The sequence below is a fragment of the Vibrio sp. 2-1-2a genome (genome assembly GCF_032648565.1).
Lineage (GTDB): Bacteria > Pseudomonadota > Gammaproteobacteria > Enterobacterales > Vibrionaceae > Vibrio > Vibrio diabolicus.
Map to the genome: position 1 here is coordinate 91,638 of NZ_WBOH01000007.1, position 16,726 is coordinate 108,363.

A 16,726-nucleotide genomic window follows, 5' to 3' on the forward strand; every position below is an offset into this window, starting at 1 on the left:
GGCTCTCCTTGAGTCTTCGTTATTTGATTACTAATCTAGAGAGTAATCACAATACGTGCCAAGGATTTACTTCTTATAAAACAGGTAATTGGACTTTCTGTTGGTATTTGAAATTAGGGTTTCTCATTTTGACAATCACTTTGAACGATTCGGCTAACGACAACCGTTAATGCTGCCAGAATGTAAATTGGCCAAGTGAAACCTTGAGTGAGGAAAGTACCTGATACGATGGTCCCGATAAGCCCACTTAAGACTGCGTTTGCTCCAACAGAGAGGGTGTAATCTGATGTTGGCGTCAGTAGTGAAATAGAATGCAAAGAGGTTCGAATCAATGACACAATCAATGTAATGAACACGGCGAGTCCAACAAACCCCGTTTCTGCTAATACGCCAAACCAAGTACTGTGTACGGCGTGATTGATGCCATCCCAGTGAGGGCTATAGAAATAGTAATTGAAGTAGAAATTATCAAGCCCAACCCCAGTTAACGGATGGTGGAGAGCCATTTTAAATGCGGCTTCCCACGCGTAAAGTCGTCCCATCGCAGAGGCATCTATACCATCCTCGGCTGCGCCACCAGATTCTCGCCCTGAGATACCAGCAAATGCGTAGAGTACGATGGCTGCGACGACGCCTAGTACTAAGACTAACGTTTTGCTTTTGATATGCTTAAAGGCAAAGTACGCAAATACCGATAGAGAGCCTAACAAGCCCCCGCGGCTTTGTGTCTCAATAATCGCAAAAAACAATACCAAACAGGTAACAAGTGCGAAGAGCCGGAGATGCTTAGGTGAACGTTTCTCCATCAACTGACTAACGGTAAAGGCGAGGGGAAACATTAATACCAGCGCCAAGTCGTTCGGATCGCCGAGTACTGAACCTATGGAGCGTCCAATCGATACGCGCGTCCCTTCCACTAAATCAATGCCATTCGCTGCGTTTTGTAATGCGACTAAACCAATCAACAATCCGGCGAAAATTATCGCTTTCGACATTTGTGCTAACTGAGCAGGCTTGGTAATAAGCCAGGTGATCGCCAATGTCATAATGATGATTTTCCAATAGGTATTTTTGAAAACTGTAATGGCAATGTCACGACTGGAGGCGAAGACGATGCCGATGATCACCAGCCCCCAAAATATGCACAACCATTTTAATGAAGGGTGCCAAAAAGCCGTAAGCTGGCGACTTATCAAAAGGTGGAAAGCAAGTGCGGCCAGTGCCCCCAATGATAGTAGCAATGGGATCTTAAAGTTATAGATAACGGGAAACGCTTCATGAATACGAAAGAATGAAAAAATAACGAACAGCGTGACAAGCCAAAACGTTTGGTTGAGAACGAACAGTAAAGCCAGCGGGGCGAAACATAGTGCGACAATCAAAATAGGGTGAGGCATAACAATCCAAAGCAGGCCGATACAGACGGTAATCGTCAGCGCTGCGATGGACTGTTTTCTTCTCACCTTGGTTTCAGTCATAACGAGTATCTCTTCACCTGTCCACGCCATTTCACCATGTATCGAGTGAGCGCATTTAGCGTCTCTTTACTCATATAGCGAGTGGCTATCCCTGCCAGCAAAGTGCATGTCAAAATGCAAATTGCGATGGCGATGCCTATTGATTGTGAAGAGTGAAGCAGGAACAGTGCCACACCGGAGATAATCTGCAATAAAACCATCAGACTTAGGTGAAAAGGCAACGGCATGCATTGTTGGCCTACCACATAAGTAAGGCCAAGCTTACACAGTTGAGCGTAATAAAGCGCAATGAAAACTCCATAGATACCCAGGGACGATAGGCCAAACAGCAAAGCAATTGCAACGCATGCTGAGACGACATTAATACCCAGTAACCAGCGAGTACGACGCTTGTACAAAATGGAAATATTAATGAGCTCGCTCCACTCTTTTAGCATAGCGATAGGCAGTAAGAACAAGCTGAACAGTACCGCCTCATGATAGGTTTCTGGTAACAGGTAAGTGATCATCACCATTGCTAATGTGCCGACTGCAACACTTAAACCGGTAATGTAAATCATGCCTAGATGAGTGATGCGCACAGCTTCTGTACTCTTACGACCTTCTAGGTAATTAAATCGACGTGGCATCCACCACATGCCAAATGGCTGAACTAAAATACACATGCCAACCGCAAATTTTACGGCTATTGCGTAAATCCCTAAGGTCGCAAGTGAGGCGTTCGCGCCGATGAACCAGCGTTCAGCGCCATTGAGACAAAACGCAACCAATCCAGCCATCATCATTGGAAGACAGTAATTTAGGTATTGTTTCGCCACTGTCAGATTTGGCAGAGTCATGCTGTAGCGGTTAATGATGTGCAGCCAGACAAACTGAGTAATAGCAGCCAACAAGCCACCCCATAAAACAGAAATAACATGTGGGTGAACAGACAGCGCCGTGATGATGAAAATAACCTGAAAAACAGTGGTAGTCACCATGACGTTAAGTAGGGTTCTTGCTTTGTCGTCCTGTGTTCTCAACCAAGCTGTGCCGATTGCGATACTGCCTTCTAGAACGATAGCAAACATAACAATAGCAAACTCGACTCGCGTAAAAGGAGCAGGAATAGGCGCGAGCATAATGATAGCGAGTAGGCATAAAGCCACTATGCCAGCGATGAATAAAGCAAGTGAGTACAGCTGGTTTAGTAGGCTTGTGCGCGTATTTTGATCCTTCTCAACCCCGACGAATCGATACAGCGCTTCATGCAAAGCGAAACTGACGAATAAGGTTGTGACAACGCCAAAGGTGGTAAGCAGTTCAAGCTTGCCCATTTGTTCTGGTGAGAGAAAGTGGGGCAATACAGGCAGCATGATTAAGCTGATGCTTTTGTTTATCACTAACGCGATAGCGAACAGCGACATATTGGTCATTGCTTTAGACATGGTCATATCCTTTGATGTATCGCGGTGTTTTGAGTTTACAATCGCCATTCGGTGCGGATTCTGCTGCAAGGTGCTGAGCGATTGGCAGATAACAACGTTCGGCCGTATAAAGTTGAGAAACGTTGAGTGCTTCGATACCCATTGTCACTTTCATCCATGGAGACTCATTCAAAAGGCGAATTGCGTTATGTAACGACGCCACATTGTTTGGTGTGTACTTGATGCAATTGCGGCCGTGCGTTAATACGCGATCCCAGTAGCTATCATCATGTGGGATGACGATGCACATGCCTGCTGCGAGAGCTTCTAAAATGGATAACCCAAAAGGTTCGTTAACACTGGTGGAAACAAACACACCACACTGAGAGCGTAGGTCATCTAGGTTATCTGGGCACTCATGCCATTCAACACCTTTTGTGGTGAAGTCTGGTGTTGAATATTCCACACCTGCCACACTTGGTTTGATGTAACACACGGTAGATTTGATCTCTTTTGTCTTATCAAGTGTTAAAGCATCAAGAAAAAGATCGATGTTCTTCCATTTTAGTAAGCTGGCCGCCCAGAAGACGCGGTTTGAAATCGGATTTGCTTGTTTTGGCCAGCGGTCTCTCGATAGTCCGTTAACAAACGTAGAAGCATTCAAACCACACCAATAGCGTTCAGTGGCTGGCTTCTCGGTTTTGAGGTAAACCTGTAAGGCCTCTAGCATCGATTCTCGGGTGTTTGCCAAGTAATAAATTGCGGATGCTTTTACCAAGCAGTAGCCGGAAGATCTTGAACGACCAATTGGACCATGAACCATTTGTACCACAGGCTTTTTGCTGATTAATCTTAGTAAGTACAAAGGCATATCATTACTTGGGCAAGATAAACCTAAAAAGCTATCTATCTTTGGTAGTTTCATGCACGCAAAAATCAGTTGGATAAAGTAATACGCGTTCATTAACCAGTAAGTGAGGCCATGAGTGGAGCTCAGTGGTGATGGTTTGATTTTGATAATCTGCACACGAGGCGTATCGCTAAGTAGTGACTCCCAATGCTCTGGATTCGTGGTCAGCAGATAACCAATTACGTTCAGTTTATCGCACTGTTTGAGGAGTTCTGCATTCGCAATTTTAGAACCACCTTGCATTGGGATTGCGTCGAACATTAATACACGTTTCATGACTGGCCTCCTCAATTGATGCTCAACCAGCGTGAAAGAGGCTTCATGCAGTGAGTCATTGGCATTGGTGTAATACTGTTGTTCTCAAGCTCACCTTCATAAATACCTTCAATGGCGCTTATGGATGCTGCAGTCGTGAGGTTTTGGCTAGCATGAAGATAGGCGTTTTCAGCTAGCTTGTTTCTTAGCGCTGCATCTTGCATGACTTGTTGGATAGCGTTTAATAAGCTTGCCATTCCGCGATTCTGGTACAGTAGTGCAGAGTGATTGTGCTCGAACAACTCAGGGATGCCTCCTGTTTTAGGAGCCACGATAGGCAGTTGAGCTAAAGCCGCTTCCCCGAGCACGAGACCAAAGGCCTCTTCATAGGCGCCGCTAATAAAAGCGTCTGCATTCCCAGACATCCATGCACCAGCATTGCTTTTTTCCCCGACAAAGTGGACTCTGTCTTGGATACCGAGATCCGAAGCAAGTTGTTGCAATGTTTCTCTTTCCTCGCCATCGCCAACGATAACAAGATGAGGATTATCGTGATGGTAATTGTGCATGCGCATAGCGTGAATAAGGCGGTCGAATCCTTTTCTTTTAATCAACGAACCTACCGAGAGAAAGGTAAACGCTTGTGGAGGTATTCCGAGGTGAGCCTTGATATCAATGGGCGTATCAGAGTCCAGAAGCGATACACCGTTGTGCACAACATAAAGCTGGTCTTCTGGGTAACCATCCTGAATAATTTCACGACCGACATCTTTACTAACGCAAATCAATTTTGGGGAGAGGTGTAGCCCAAGAGAGAAGCGATCTCGCAATGTATAGTGACAATGAAGTTGGGTGACAAGCGGGATGTGATTCATGCGTGCAGCCAAACACATCCATTGACAAGGACCACCGCTATTAACGTGTACCAAGTCGATATTGTGTTTTTCGATCAGTGCTGAGCCCTGTTTGATAAGGCTATTCCATCCGCTAATATCCCAGCGAGGTACACTCCAGCCACCAACGAGATTGAAAACAGAATGTTCCGCTTCAATTCCGAGCGATTGACACTTATCGATTAGTGGCTGGCAATTTGACCACACGAATGGCTCAAACTTATCACGGTCAATCCCTGAGATGAGATCCAGAAGTACCACTTCACTGCCGCGAATCCAGTTATCACCATAATGAACATATAGAATGCGTTTTGGAGTAATCATAAGTCACCTCTGTCTCATCATTAACTTGTGTTAACTGCTGAGTTGCAACAGAGATGCCAAAATATGCCATTAGTTTATGTGTTTGAATATTATTAGATATTTGTGCTTGGACTTAAGGGGAGAAGCAATATTCTCATATTGAGAACCAATATGGCTTATTGCTCCGTTTCAATTTGATATTTTCGTAGCAATACAGGAATAACGCTTTGCGCCGAGAAATCATCAATAATGGTCTGCCGAGCGTTTTGACGAATGAGAGATTGCTGCGCTTCATCAAGAGACATCCAATGTTTAAGGCATTGAGCGAGAGATGGGACGTCATCGACAATAAAGCCATTTTCGCCAGTTTGGATAATATCGGGCAAGCGACCCACGCGTAGGCTCATCACGACTATTCCTCTAGCCATTGCTTCAAGCGCCGCCATAGGCAGGCCTTCATAGCGAGAAGAAATTACCAGCACGCCAATGTTTTTCCAAACGGTCTCCATTTCAGTTTGATGACCGAAAAATGTCACATTTGAAGGGGCAATGTGGGGGAGTGATTCTCTTTCTGGTCCATCACCGTAAACACTAAAATGCAGTGTTGGGCAGAGCTTAGCTATTTCGATAAATTGGTCAGCCCCTTTTTCTTGGCTCAATCGGCCGACGAAAGCGATTTCTTGATAGTTGAGATTACGATCGGGAATCGACACAAAGTTATTCAGCAGTTCCGAAGGGAAAATGACTTTACGCTGAATGCTTGGGCTGACAGAAAAGCAGTGGTTAGAGAGGTAGCCTGAACTTCTATCAAGCCAATCATAGAGCCACAGTTTGCCCGAGGATGATTCTCCTGCATGATAAGTTGAAATCAAGCGAGGAAATGTGCGCGTGAGTAGCTTGGCACAGCGCGCTAAGATTGACGCTTTGTAACCGTGGGAGTGAATGACCGATGGTTGGTGATTGGCGACTGCGCTTGTTAGGTGTTTGATCTTTAATGCCTTATGTGGCTCATCAGACAAATGGTTCAAGTAACTCACAGGGATGGTAGATTCTTCTGCTTTTTCTACAATCTGTGCTGGTGGCGAGTACTCAGTCGTTAAGACAACACGTGCTTTGTGCCCAAATGTCATTAATCCACGGGCAAGCTCTATGACGTGACTTTCGATACCGCCAAACAGGCGGCTATCAAGAAAAATCCAAATTTCACCAACGGCAGGTTTCTCAAGATTGTTCGAGATTAATTTCATCCGCTTCCCACGCTTGTTTTTTTCGGTAAACCGTAGATGGGCTTAGCTCCAGCATTACGGCGGCATTGAGAACGTTGCCATCACAGTATGCGATTGCGTTTTGAATCGCCTCGCGTTCCACTTGCCACATAGGGCGAATGGTTCCATCAGAGTTAAAGTACGGAGAGGCAGCCGCTGAGGATTGTATGTTAGGTTCCGGTGTCGGTATTGACGGTTCTCTAGCGGGGGCCAACTGTTCCTCAACATACACAGGTTGGGATGTTATTGTTGTAGGGTTTGCTGGCTCTTGAGTTACATGTGCGGGAGTGGATGTTCTCGCTGTTTTAGACTTTCTAGTCAGTTGAGCTGGTAGGTGATTCAGCGTGACTTTTTCGTCATTATTAAGCACCACAATGTTACGTATGATGTTTTGCAATTGCCTTACATTACCCGGCCATTCGTAGTGCTTGATGATATGTTGAGCTTCGCTGTCGATTGTTGAGAATTTCTTTTTGTCCTGTTTAGCATAAGTGGTCAAAAAGTGCTTGGCCAACGTGACGATGTCACTTCCTCGCTCACGTAGGGGGGGCATATCGATAGGTATTACGTGTACGCGGTAATACAAATCTTCACGAAAACGACCTTCTTCCACTTCTGTTAATGGATCTCGGTTGGTGGCACAAATGATTCGGACATCCACCTTCATCTCTCGAGTGCCACCAAGCGGTGTGTAGGTTCCTGTTTGAAGAAAACGGAGCAACTTCTTTTGCATCTCAAGTTCCATTTCACACAGTTCATCGAGAAAAAGCGTCCCACCGTGAGCCAGCGTCGCAGCACCTTTTCGGTCTGTTGTGGCCCCGGTAAATGCGCCTTTAACGTGGCCAAAAATCTCACTTTCCATTAAATCTCGTGGGATAGCCCCGCAGTTAATAGCAATAAAAGGCTTGTCTTTACGGTCGCTCTGACGGTGCACGGCTTCAGCACAGACTTCTTTACCTGTGCCGCTTTCACCCACAATAAAGACACTGGCAGATGTTGGAGCAACGGCATCAATAGTTTTATATACCGCCTGCATTGGGAGACTTGAACCGATAAATCCGTGATAGTTATGGCGATCAAACTTGGACTGAATGTTTTCTACTAAATCTTCCAATTTGGCGCGTTTGAGGTGTAATGCAACAGAAGTTTTTAGGCGATCGGCGTTAATAGGTTTTTCTAAGAAATCTTCCGCACCTTTTTGAATTAGGTTAACGGCTAAGTCTACGCTGCCGTGCGCTGTAGCAATAATAACGGAGGTAGGAATGTCATTCTGGTTGATCCAATCCAACACGTCTTCACCAGACATATCGGGCAGTTTCAAATCGAGAATGATGAGCTGAGGTTTGCTTCTTTCAATAAATTGAATTGCTTCGCGACCTGTTTCGACATGAAAAATGTCATAAGGTTCGTCTTTGACATACTGCTTATAAAGTATGGCTAGTGAAGTAGAGTCTTCTACCAGTAACACCCTTGGTCTCATAGTCCTATCCCAACGTAGTTCGTTTCATTTTTATGATTTTTGTCAGCACTATTATTTGTATTTAGCGTGATGAGCGAGTTATATGGCTTAGTGCTCTCTAGTGCTGAATATTCTCAATTTGAGAAAAGCGTTATCTAAGTATTAGCACAAGGTGGGAAATTTGCGAAAAATCCATACTTTTTAATTGATTAAGTTAAATTGTAAATGTCTTAGATGATATCGGCATCGCACTTTAATAAGTGCGATGATTCATAAGATAATTTATTATTGAAACGGTTACTCGAACCCTTGATCTTTTCGCTTTTCTAGCGCGTCAAACGATTCAATTGCCAGTTGGGAAAGAGACTCACAGAGAGCCAATGCTTCTAGTGTTTTCCCTTCCACACAATATTTCTCAATCATTCTTGCTTGTCTGGAAAGCGTTCGGTTACCTAAAGCAAGGGCAGAGCTGCCGAGTGTATGAACTTCGAACTCTAATGTTTGGAGGTCTTTCGCGCTTAATGCTTGCTCTATTTTCTCCATGCGCTCTCGTGACTCTTCAATATAGTGTTCAATCAGCGTAGGGATGATTTCGGCGCACGTATCTTTGATCATTTGCTGGAGAATGTGTTCATCCACCAATTCCTGTTCGATAGTCGGTGTGTTATTTGCAGTCATATTGGCGCTCCCTATAACATAAACAGTTCACTTTTCTTAATTTGTTGAGATATCTTTTCTTTCCACTTTTTGGGTAAAAAGCGTAGCTTGGAAACTTGTCGGATCAACTCATCTTTCAGGCTAGGTGTATGCTTCATATTCAGCACGGAACCAATCAAATTCGCATCGCTAGCATCAAGTAGTTTTTTGGCTTGTTCGAGTTGGGTTGCCGTCGTAGAGCCATAATGTGCGACTAATAAGGTGGCATCACATACGCCCGCAATCACTTGAGGGGCAATATTGCTTCGGTTGACACTCAGAAGTGGAGATGTGTCTATCACGACGCGCTCGTATTGCGTTAACCACTCTGCAATATTGCGCTTCAGCATTGTCGGGTCTCGGTACGCCAATTGAGTGCTGGCGAGAGATGGAGCAGGGAGACCGACTAAGGTTTGATGCGTATTTTCTCTTGTGATCAGGTGGCCAACTTTTTCGGCATCATCAAACTCGTGAATGGTGCGATAAGCGGGCTTGAACAGGTTAAGATCCACATACAAAGTATTGTGCCCAGCTAAAACCAGACGCTCTGCTAGAGATGAAGCCACGGAAGTGACGCCGTCTTCAGACTTACAACCCACAACACAAATCGTTTTGTGGCCTTTCTGTTCACTCTGAAGATAAATTTGCTCAATCTCAGCGTGAGTGGCAGGAATAGTCATTACAACGCTCCTATTAACACGATGGTTGTGGTGATTTGTAGAATATCTCTTAACCCGGCTCTCGCTTTTTCAGCAAAGCTTTCGTCTTTATGTGGAATATAAATGGTGTCGCCTGCACGGATGACTGGTAAATCATAAATGTTGGCGGTTTTGCTAAAGTTCACCAAATCAAATGTTCGAGCTTGGCCCTGACAGCAAGACATGTTGACCACACTGATTTTTTCAAGATACGCATTGTTTGTCGGGCCTCCTGCTTCGGCCAGCAAGTCAAGTACCGTCATGTTGTCATTAAATACATAGCGCCCAGGGTCTCTTACTTCACCTAATACACGCACGGTGGATTCTTTGGAGCGATCCAACCAGTTTTTGTTTTTTTCCGGAATGTAAATGGTATCGCCGGGACGAACGTGGGGCAGAATAGACTCATCGCCCGTTTCAAAGTACATCGACAAATTCAATTTACTCACTTTGGCATAGCCTAGGCCACGGTGCGTCACACGAATATTGTGAATATCGGCATCCATTGTTGGTCCATCGGCGGCAGATAAAATATCCAGAAAGTGCATCTCTTCGGTAAAGCGATAGCGGCCTGGGGCATTGATTTGACCGAAAACATATATCGAGGCATCAGAGCTCTGGCTTACCCATTGCGATTTGTTGTCTGATGGATCGTCAGGTAATGCATGGACTCTTACTACCGTGCCAGCAGAAACTCGGGGCAGATTCGATGTTGGTGAGCCATCTAAAATGTATTGATCTAAATCGAACTGTGTCATTTGACCATTATTGGCGACTTCAATTTTGGTGGTGTCAGCTCTACGTGTTGGGCCGCCAACATGCGCAAGCAGATCAATTAAATCCATTTCGTCTGACCATTCAATACGTCCCGGGCGCACGACTTCTCCCATCACAGCGACCGCTCGACTTGGCGCCACTTTTAGCCATGACTTCTCGTTGAAATCGGTTTTCTCAGGGACGAAAATCGCGTCGCCAGGTCCGACATTCGGTGGTCTAACCGAAGACAGCCCCTCTGTATGCGCGGTTAGGTCGAATTTGATGACCTTACCATCGGCTTTTATGACACGAATTTGGCGAGATTCTGCATAGCGAGTAGGCCCGCCTGCATTGGCGAGAATATCCATGAAGCTAGCGTCTTGCTTTCCTTCATACGCGCCAGGGTGGGCAACTTCACCCATGACATAAACCACATTTGCACCCGCTTTGATTTCTTCTTCCTGTTTTGGAACAAAGATGGTGGCACCCGGTAGGATTTCTGGTAGTAAGCTTTGATCACCCGTATCCAGATACTTTTTTAGATTAAACATGGTTGGGTTGTTATTTGTGATCACGCGAATTTGCTCAACACTAGCATATCGTGTTACGCCGCCAGCTCTCATCACGACATCAACGAGCGTGGTGTTCGGTTTGTAAGAGAATGAGCCGGGAGCATTAACTTCACCAAAGACTTTGATGGCACGAGCGGAGTCTGCGCTATCGCCTGAGTTCGCGAGTTTTGCTGCATCAAATTCTTGCTCAATATTCCCAACGAGTGGAGATGCTGGAACAAACAGTACGTCCAGCGATTCCAATTTCGGGAGCTGGCTATTATCACCAGTATCAAGGAAACGTTTGTAGTCAAACTCGATGTTTTTGTCGCCGCGTTTAACGATCATTTTATCGAGCTGAGCACCAGCGCGAAGGCCGCCAGCTTCGTATACAAACATTTGAATGTTGGAACCTGAAGGTAAGGTATATTCCCCGGGTTTGACCACGTAGCCTTGGACTGACACTAATAACTGTTGTTGTTTGATAAAGACTCGAGCGTTGTTTACGTCACGATACACGGTTTTTAGCGTTTCGATAATCACGTCTTGGAGCTGTTGTTCATTATATCCAGCAACAAATACAGGGCCGACTTCCGGTAAGTTAATACGCCCACGGCGATCGACTTGAAACCCTTTATTTAAAGACGCTTCTCCAGGTAGGTTAATCTGAATTAAATCGCCAACCTTAACAGTATTGTTTCCATCTGCTGACGAAGTAGGTACCCAAGCGACCAAGCACAAAAGAACGAAGGTGATAAATGGTTTCATCGTGTTCATAGCGCACCTCCTACAGATAGATTGCGATTTACTGAGGTATCGCTATCTGAATTAGGGCTAATAACCTCGATGCTTACGCGGCGATTGGTTAAACGCACGGCAGGTGTTTCACCCTCGTAAAGCGGCAGGCTATCTCCCACAGATTTGGTGGTTACGCGTTCTGAAGTGATGCCGAATACAGTCAGGTAACGCTTCACTTGTTCTGCACGCGCTTGAGCGAGTTTCTGGTTGTAATCTGGTGAGCCAGTGACATCGGCATGCCCAGTCACCACAAGAGTTAGGTTAGGGTGGTCACGTAAAATGTAGGCAGCTTCTGCCAAATGTCCCATGTACTTTGGATTAATTTCTGCTGAATCGACAGCAAATTGATTATCAATATTGAGGAGTGCATAAATTTCAGCGACGACGTTCAAATCGCTACGCAATGCTTCAATATCATCGGGTGGCGTACAAGTGGTTTGGCTTAATACATAGTCGAGTTGCTGTTCAAGTTGGTTTAAACGTCGACGCTGAATCACCAGATCGTTAGCAGCATCGAGTAGAAGTCCGCCTTCTAGCTCACGTGCGATCCTGTTTTGCTTCTCAAGCGCTTGCACTACTGCTGCAGGAAAGCACCAGCGTGCGCCTTCTTGAATCAACGCGTCTAGGTGTAGCTTGGTGAGTTGCCAATCAAACCTCAACCCATGCTCTGGACCTAACGGCTCATCGGGCATGACTGGGGAAAACTGATAATTTTCAATTGAAATATCTTGATAGTTTTCCGCCAAGCCACCTTTTCCGTGGTCTGGGTAGTCAAACGACGAACAACCAAACATGCCGACAACAAGACCGCTTACTACATATCGTCGTATAAGATTTACCATGCCAACCTCCGTTTAAACCGGTATTTTTAGTGTCCTTTTGAGTTAACGGGAATAGCATGGTTAATACGAAGCAAGCTCATGATTTCTAAAGGTTGGCCTGATACGTTTTCAATACTCATGCTTCTTTCACGTTCAACTAGACGCTTATATAAGTAAACAATGGCACCAATCCCTGAAGAATCAAGAAATTGGACGTGCTGTAGGTTAATTTCGACTTCTTTGTGATGATTGTCGTGAATTACTTCATCAATGTGATGTTGTGCTTGTCGACAGCCACTTGCGTCTAAGTCACCAAAAAACTCAATGGCTAATTTGTCTTGATTAATTTCTAGTTTGCGTAATTCCATGACTCTATCTCCGTTTGTTTTCTCTACTTGGATATAGAGCAGGTAACGTGCCAGATTTAAATGCGTATAAAATCAGATAGTTATGATTTTTTGGTGGTGTCATTCAAATTGAGAAGGAATAGGTTCTCAATTTGAGAATCAAAAACGCATAGACAAACGGCTTGTTCAGGAGAGAGGTCGAATTAATATCGAGTGCTAAAGCAAGAGTCTCATCGAGATTAGATTGCGACTTGATTTGAGACTCACCCATCTTATTGTGAACAATGTGTAAATATTAAATGCAAAATCTGTCTAAAGTTTATGATTGTCCTTGCAAATCATTACTTAAGTTGATTGTTCTGAGTCGAAGAATGACTAGTAACAAATAGGTCATCGAGAGGAGTTACGGTTCAATAAAGGCGCTTTTTTGTACAAGGTCTTCTTATGCCATTAAAAATGACATTAATCGCGCTGGCTGTTATGACAGCGTCTTCACAGCTTCAAGCTGATACTTCTCTCACGCCTCCAGTTTCTCTTGCGCAAAGCTATCAAGATGGTATCGATGTATCTGAATACTGGTATAGCGAAAAACTCGACGGCATTCGCGCCTATTGGACAGGACAACATCTCGTGACGAGAAATGGTAACCGAATCTACGCTCCAGATTGGTTTATAGATTCACTACCTGACTATCCGTTAGATGGTGAGCTATGGGCGGGACGAGGCAATTTTCATCTCGTACAACAAACGGTTTTGGATAAAACGCCTGTGGAGTCAGCTTGGCGAAACATTGATTTTATGATCTTTGATATGCCGTATTCTGCTGGTGATTACCGGAAGCGTTATTACAACATCAAAGACTTAGTGCTCGAAGTAGACCAACCTCATATCAAATATGTCGAACACCGAGCGATCCAAAATGAAGCTCACCTGTTTGCGCAATTGGATAAGATTTCAATATCCGATGGTGAAGGGGTGATGCTACGTAAGGTATCAAGCCGTTATCAAGCTGGACGTGGTAGTGATTTACTTAAACTGAAACGATACGCGGATGATGAAGCGCTAGTCGTGGGCTATAAGCCAGGCACGGGGCGTTTATTGGGTATGATGGGGGCGATGTTAGTTCGCTTACCAGATGGTACAGAGTTTTACATTGGTAGTGGGTTTACCGATGAAGTGCGTCGTCAGCCTCCGAAAATAGGTTCAACCATCACGTTCAGGTACAACGGTTTTACTCATACCGGTAAGCCACGTTTTGCCCGATTCTTGCGTGAGAGGCTGAAGGAATAGAACGCTCTGCACTTACTAATTGCCAACGGTTACGCCGCACCGCTTGAAGAGACCCTGCCAAAACTGAACGTGGTTTAGGGTTTCTTGTCTAAAGGTTTTGTGTGCTTCTTTTATGCCATATTGATGACCATGAAGTTGCATACGATTTTCTATCAAGGTGGCACCATCATGAAGTTGCTGATAGGTACTGTCTAAATAGGCTAAGTAAGGTTGCACTTCTTCAACGTAAATAGATTGGAAGACATTTCTTAGGTAGCGGAACTGGGTCACGTCTCGGTTTGGCCCGCACAACACATTATTCTGATGTTGTTCAAGTAACTGAGTCGTAGCTTTTAGCCAGTGAGAAGCGTTTATCATCGAATAGTAAAGTCGTCCGATTAAACGAGATTTCTCTAACTCTTCTTGATACTGCACAATCTCAATATCGGGCAGACGTGAAATGGCGCGATGAGGTAAGCCGTACATTTCACTGAAAAGGCGATAGACGTCGTTAATACGTGCAACATCATTTGGTGTTTCTTGAGATAGCCAATCCGACGCCGTTAGCTGCTTTTGCATTGCATCACTCGCGAGTAGTAAGTTGTCGAGATGAATGTCTAAATGTTGCCACTTAGTCGAATAAAGCTCTGTTAATGTGGTACGTTCTTCATCGCTGAGCTGAAATTCGGATAGACATCGATTCATGACTCGTAACAGTGAAGTTTGGTAATCAAAATCATGAAAGGCATCCTGCACCTTACCAAGTTGCGAGTTTTTCTCGGCAAGTAGATTGAATAATCCACACTGGCGTAATTGGTAGCTTTCTAGTAAACCAATCGATAGCCTTGGAAGTGGCTCGAATAAGTCACGTTTTGCAGGTATGGTCACAGTAGGTTGCGATTCGATTGGAAGAGTAGGAGCGTCCAACACATTGGCGACACGTTGGTGATACTTGTCAAACATGGCGTTTTCTGGGTTGAACCAGCTATCGCAACCGTTAAGAAACAAGACTAAGAACAATAAAATAGACCGCACAAATATCCTTTTTATAACTTCGTATTCGTCACCCAGAGAGCAGACTCAAGTGGCTCACAAGCTTGCTATAAGTATACTCAACAGCGTTATTATTCGATCAAAAAAGCCAGCGTGTGCTGGCTTTTTCTTATTATCACTGAACTGAAAAGTTCAATTGCACCTCTGGTTCTTGGCGGTGCATCCAGCGCATTCTTACCCCTAACATAAGTGCGGCAGAAGAAAGGCCGATGATAAAGCCTAGCCAGAAACCTTGCGCTCCCATTGGCTCGACGATCCAGTCTGTGCGGCCAAGGACGTAACCCATTGGTAAACCAAGAATCCAGTAGGCGATAAACGTACGGTTGAAGATGGCTCGCATATCTTTATAGCCACGTAGTGCACCTGCCGCGATTACCTGAACTGCGTCCGTACATTGATAAACAGCAGCAAATACGAGCAGTTGCATCGCTAGAGTGATGACTTCTGGGTTGCTAGTGTAAAGTTCGGCAATCCATTCACGAGACAATACGGTTAATATCGCTGTAAGAACAGATAGACCTAGACCAACCATGATGCCCACTCGTGAAGCAACGCGAGCGCCATCAACGTTTTCTTCGCCAAGTCGGTGTCCGACACGAATACTCACTGCCGCACCGATACTCATTGGAAGCATAAATACTAGCGACGAGAAGTTAATCGCAACCTGATGCGCAGCAACGATGATTGGTCCTAGTGGTGAGACCAATAGTGCAACGACAGCAAATAGTGTCACTTCAAAAAACAGCGCTGCTGCAACAGGAAAGCCGAGCCTAAACAGACGAACTTGCGCTTTCCATTGTGGTCGATGCCATTCACCAAATAAGTTGATGCTTTTAAGTCGATCTGATGTCATTACATAAAGCAATAGTAGGGCAAACATGACCCAGTAAACAATCGTGGTTGCGACACCACAGCCAATACCGCCTAATTCAGGTGCTCCAAACTTGCCATACACGAAAATCCAGTTTAGGGGAATGTTGAGCAGTAAACCGATAAAGCCAATGACCATTGCTGGTTTCGTCAATGACATACCATCCGTAAAGCTTCTAAGCGTTTGAAAAAGCAAGAAGGCAGGGACTGCTAAGATAACAGCATGAATGTACCCCACTGTTTTTTCTGCCATCAGCGTTTCAACATCCATAAATCCGAGAATAAATTGGGTTTGAAGCAGCACTGCAATAATCGGCACACTGATCAACAATGCCAAAACGACGCCTTGTTGAATTTCAAACGGGATTTTTACTCGACGACCAGAGCCATTTAACTGTGCGACAACAGGGACTAACGCCATTAACAAACCCACACCAAATAAAATGGATGGAAGCCAAATACTTGAAGCGACAGAAACCGCAGCCATGTCGGTGGCACTAACGCCTCCGGCCATAACGGTATCAACAAACCCCATACCAGTTTGAGCAACAGATGCGATCAATACCGGGGTCGCCAATTTGATGAGACTTGATGCTTCTTCTTTATAGCGATGCACGAAAAATACTCCAGAGCGGAACAATAAGTTGAAAGAATGAGAGCGCTCGAGGACAAAAGATGTGGTGAACTGATCTGATGGTTGATTTTAGTCACGATAAGGTGAAAAAATGCCTCGGAGAAACTCCGCGCAAATGATAAACAATTGTATGTTTATATTCCATAGTTAGGTTGCGAATAGTGGATAACACTAACTTAATGCTCGCTAAGCTCAGGATACGCTAATACTGAGAGCTGTAATAAATCATGTTAATGTAAGAAGCATGTATGAGAACAAGGCTCC

14 protein-coding genes are annotated in these 16,726 nt (G+C 44.7%); 1 reads left to right on the top strand and 13 read right to left on the bottom strand.

Going from position 1 to position 16,726, the window contains the following annotated elements:
- Positions 1-113: 113 nt before the first annotated feature.
- From F7Y48_RS18605 to F7Y48_RS18655, 11 genes are all read right to left on the bottom strand, one after another.
- Positions 114-1,478 carry an O-antigen ligase family protein gene (locus F7Y48_RS18605; RefSeq protein ID WP_316685236.1) on the bottom strand — a complete coding sequence of 455 codons (1,365 nt, stop codon included), beginning with the start codon at positions 1,476-1,478 and terminating at the stop codon, positions 114-116.
- Positions 1,475-2,905 carry a lipopolysaccharide biosynthesis protein gene (locus F7Y48_RS18610; protein WP_048626366.1) on the bottom strand — a complete coding sequence of 477 codons (1,431 nt, stop codon included), beginning with the start codon at positions 2,903-2,905 and terminating at the stop codon, positions 1,475-1,477. Before F7Y48_RS18610 ends, F7Y48_RS18605 begins: the two co-directional genes overlap by 4 nt.
- Entirely contained in the window at positions 2,898-4,070 is a 1,173-nt protein-coding gene (locus F7Y48_RS18615; RefSeq protein WP_253652169.1) for a glycosyltransferase family 4 protein, read from the bottom strand. The genes F7Y48_RS18610 and F7Y48_RS18615 overlap by 8 nt, the downstream gene beginning before the upstream one ends.
- 11 nt (positions 4,071-4,081) lie before the next feature.
- Positions 4,082-5,266 (bottom strand): glycosyltransferase, encoded by a 1,185-nt coding sequence (locus F7Y48_RS18620; protein WP_109168363.1) that lies wholly within the window; start codon positions 5,264-5,266, stop codon positions 4,082-4,084.
- Between the two features lie 155 nt (positions 5,267-5,421).
- The gene (locus tag F7Y48_RS18625; protein ID WP_109168362.1) at positions 5,422-6,492 is read right to left on the bottom strand and encodes a glycosyltransferase family 4 protein; all 1,071 of its coding nucleotides are present in this window, start codon (positions 6,490-6,492) and stop codon (positions 5,422-5,424) included.
- Positions 6,467-7,990: a sigma-54-dependent transcriptional regulator gene (locus F7Y48_RS18630; protein ID WP_150918671.1), complete on the bottom strand. Its 1,524-nt coding sequence runs from the start codon at positions 7,988-7,990 to the stop codon at positions 6,467-6,469. Before F7Y48_RS18630 ends, F7Y48_RS18625 begins: the two co-directional genes overlap by 26 nt.
- A 276-nt stretch (positions 7,991-8,266) precedes the next feature.
- A complete protein-coding gene (locus F7Y48_RS18635; protein ID WP_012841848.1) occupies positions 8,267-8,647 on the bottom strand; it encodes an Hpt domain-containing protein in 381 nt (126 codons plus the stop codon).
- A gap of 11 nt (positions 8,648-8,658) precedes the next feature.
- Positions 8,659-9,345 carry an AAA family ATPase gene (locus F7Y48_RS18640; RefSeq protein ID WP_053807396.1) on the bottom strand — a complete coding sequence of 229 codons (687 nt, stop codon included), beginning with the start codon at positions 9,343-9,345 and terminating at the stop codon, positions 8,659-8,661.
- Positions 9,345-11,447 (bottom strand): SLBB domain-containing protein, encoded by a 2,103-nt coding sequence (locus F7Y48_RS18645; RefSeq protein ID WP_316685237.1) that lies wholly within the window; start codon positions 11,445-11,447, stop codon positions 9,345-9,347. The genes F7Y48_RS18640 and F7Y48_RS18645 overlap by 1 nt, the downstream gene beginning before the upstream one ends.
- Positions 11,444-12,310, bottom strand: coding sequence for an OmpA family protein (locus F7Y48_RS18650; protein WP_046875254.1), 867 nt, complete (start codon positions 12,308-12,310; stop codon positions 11,444-11,446). Before F7Y48_RS18650 ends, F7Y48_RS18645 begins: the two co-directional genes overlap by 4 nt.
- A 26-nt stretch (positions 12,311-12,336) precedes the next feature.
- The gene (locus F7Y48_RS18655) at positions 12,337-12,657 is read right to left on the bottom strand and encodes an STAS domain-containing protein (RefSeq protein WP_005394270.1); all 321 of its coding nucleotides are present in this window, start codon (positions 12,655-12,657) and stop codon (positions 12,337-12,339) included.
- Between the two features lie 423 nt (positions 12,658-13,080).
- On the opposite strand from F7Y48_RS18655, the gene F7Y48_RS18660 reads away from it, so the two are divergent.
- The gene (locus F7Y48_RS18660; protein ID WP_145474038.1) at positions 13,081-13,926 is read left to right on the top strand and encodes a DNA ligase; all 846 of its coding nucleotides are present in this window, start codon (positions 13,081-13,083) and stop codon (positions 13,924-13,926) included.
- Between the two features lie 15 nt (positions 13,927-13,941).
- On the opposite strand, the gene F7Y48_RS18665 is transcribed toward F7Y48_RS18660, so the two are convergent.
- Together F7Y48_RS18665 and F7Y48_RS18670 are read right to left on the bottom strand one after the other, a co-directional pair.
- The gene (locus tag F7Y48_RS18665; protein WP_316685238.1) at positions 13,942-14,940 is read right to left on the bottom strand and encodes a DUF3080 domain-containing protein; all 999 of its coding nucleotides are present in this window, start codon (positions 14,938-14,940) and stop codon (positions 13,942-13,944) included.
- A 133-nt stretch (positions 14,941-15,073) separates the two neighbouring features.
- Positions 15,074-16,444 (bottom strand): MATE family efflux transporter, encoded by a 1,371-nt coding sequence (locus F7Y48_RS18670; RefSeq protein WP_065646737.1) that lies wholly within the window; start codon positions 16,442-16,444, stop codon positions 15,074-15,076.
- Positions 16,445-16,726: the final 282 nt, after the last annotated feature.

Coding starts and splice junctions, on each gene's coding strand:
- F7Y48_RS18640 (WP_053807396.1), bottom strand. CDS start 9,345: ATGACTATTCCTGCCACTCACGCTGAGATTGAGCAAATTTATCTTCAG.
- F7Y48_RS18650 (WP_046875254.1), bottom strand. CDS start 12,310: ATGGTAAATCTTATACGACGATATGTAGTAAGCGGTCTTGTTGTCGGC.
- F7Y48_RS18615 (WP_253652169.1), bottom strand. CDS start 4,070: ATGAAACGTGTATTAATGTTCGACGCAATCCCAATGCAAGGTGGTTCT.
- F7Y48_RS18645 (WP_316685237.1), bottom strand. CDS start 11,447: ATGAACACGATGAAACCATTTATCACCTTCGTTCTTTTGTGCTTGGTC.
- F7Y48_RS18605 (WP_316685236.1), bottom strand. CDS start 1,478: ATGACTGAAACCAAGGTGAGAAGAAAACAGTCCATCGCAGCGCTGACG.
- F7Y48_RS18620 (WP_109168363.1), bottom strand. CDS start 5,266: ATGATTACTCCAAAACGCATTCTATATGTTCATTATGGTGATAACTGG.
- F7Y48_RS18630 (WP_150918671.1), bottom strand. CDS start 7,990: ATGAGACCAAGGGTGTTACTGGTAGAAGACTCTACTTCACTAGCCATA.
- F7Y48_RS18610 (WP_048626366.1), bottom strand. CDS start 2,905: ATGTCTAAAGCAATGACCAATATGTCGCTGTTCGCTATCGCGTTAGTG.
- F7Y48_RS18625 (WP_109168362.1), bottom strand. CDS start 6,492: ATGAAATTAATCTCGAACAATCTTGAGAAACCTGCCGTTGGTGAAATT.
- F7Y48_RS18635 (WP_012841848.1), bottom strand. CDS start 8,647: ATGACTGCAAATAACACACCGACTATCGAACAGGAATTGGTGGATGAA.
- F7Y48_RS18655 (WP_005394270.1), bottom strand. CDS start 12,657: ATGGAATTACGCAAACTAGAAATTAATCAAGACAAATTAGCCATTGAG.
- F7Y48_RS18660 (WP_145474038.1), top strand. CDS start 13,081: ATGCCATTAAAAATGACATTAATCGCGCTGGCTGTTATGACAGCGTCT.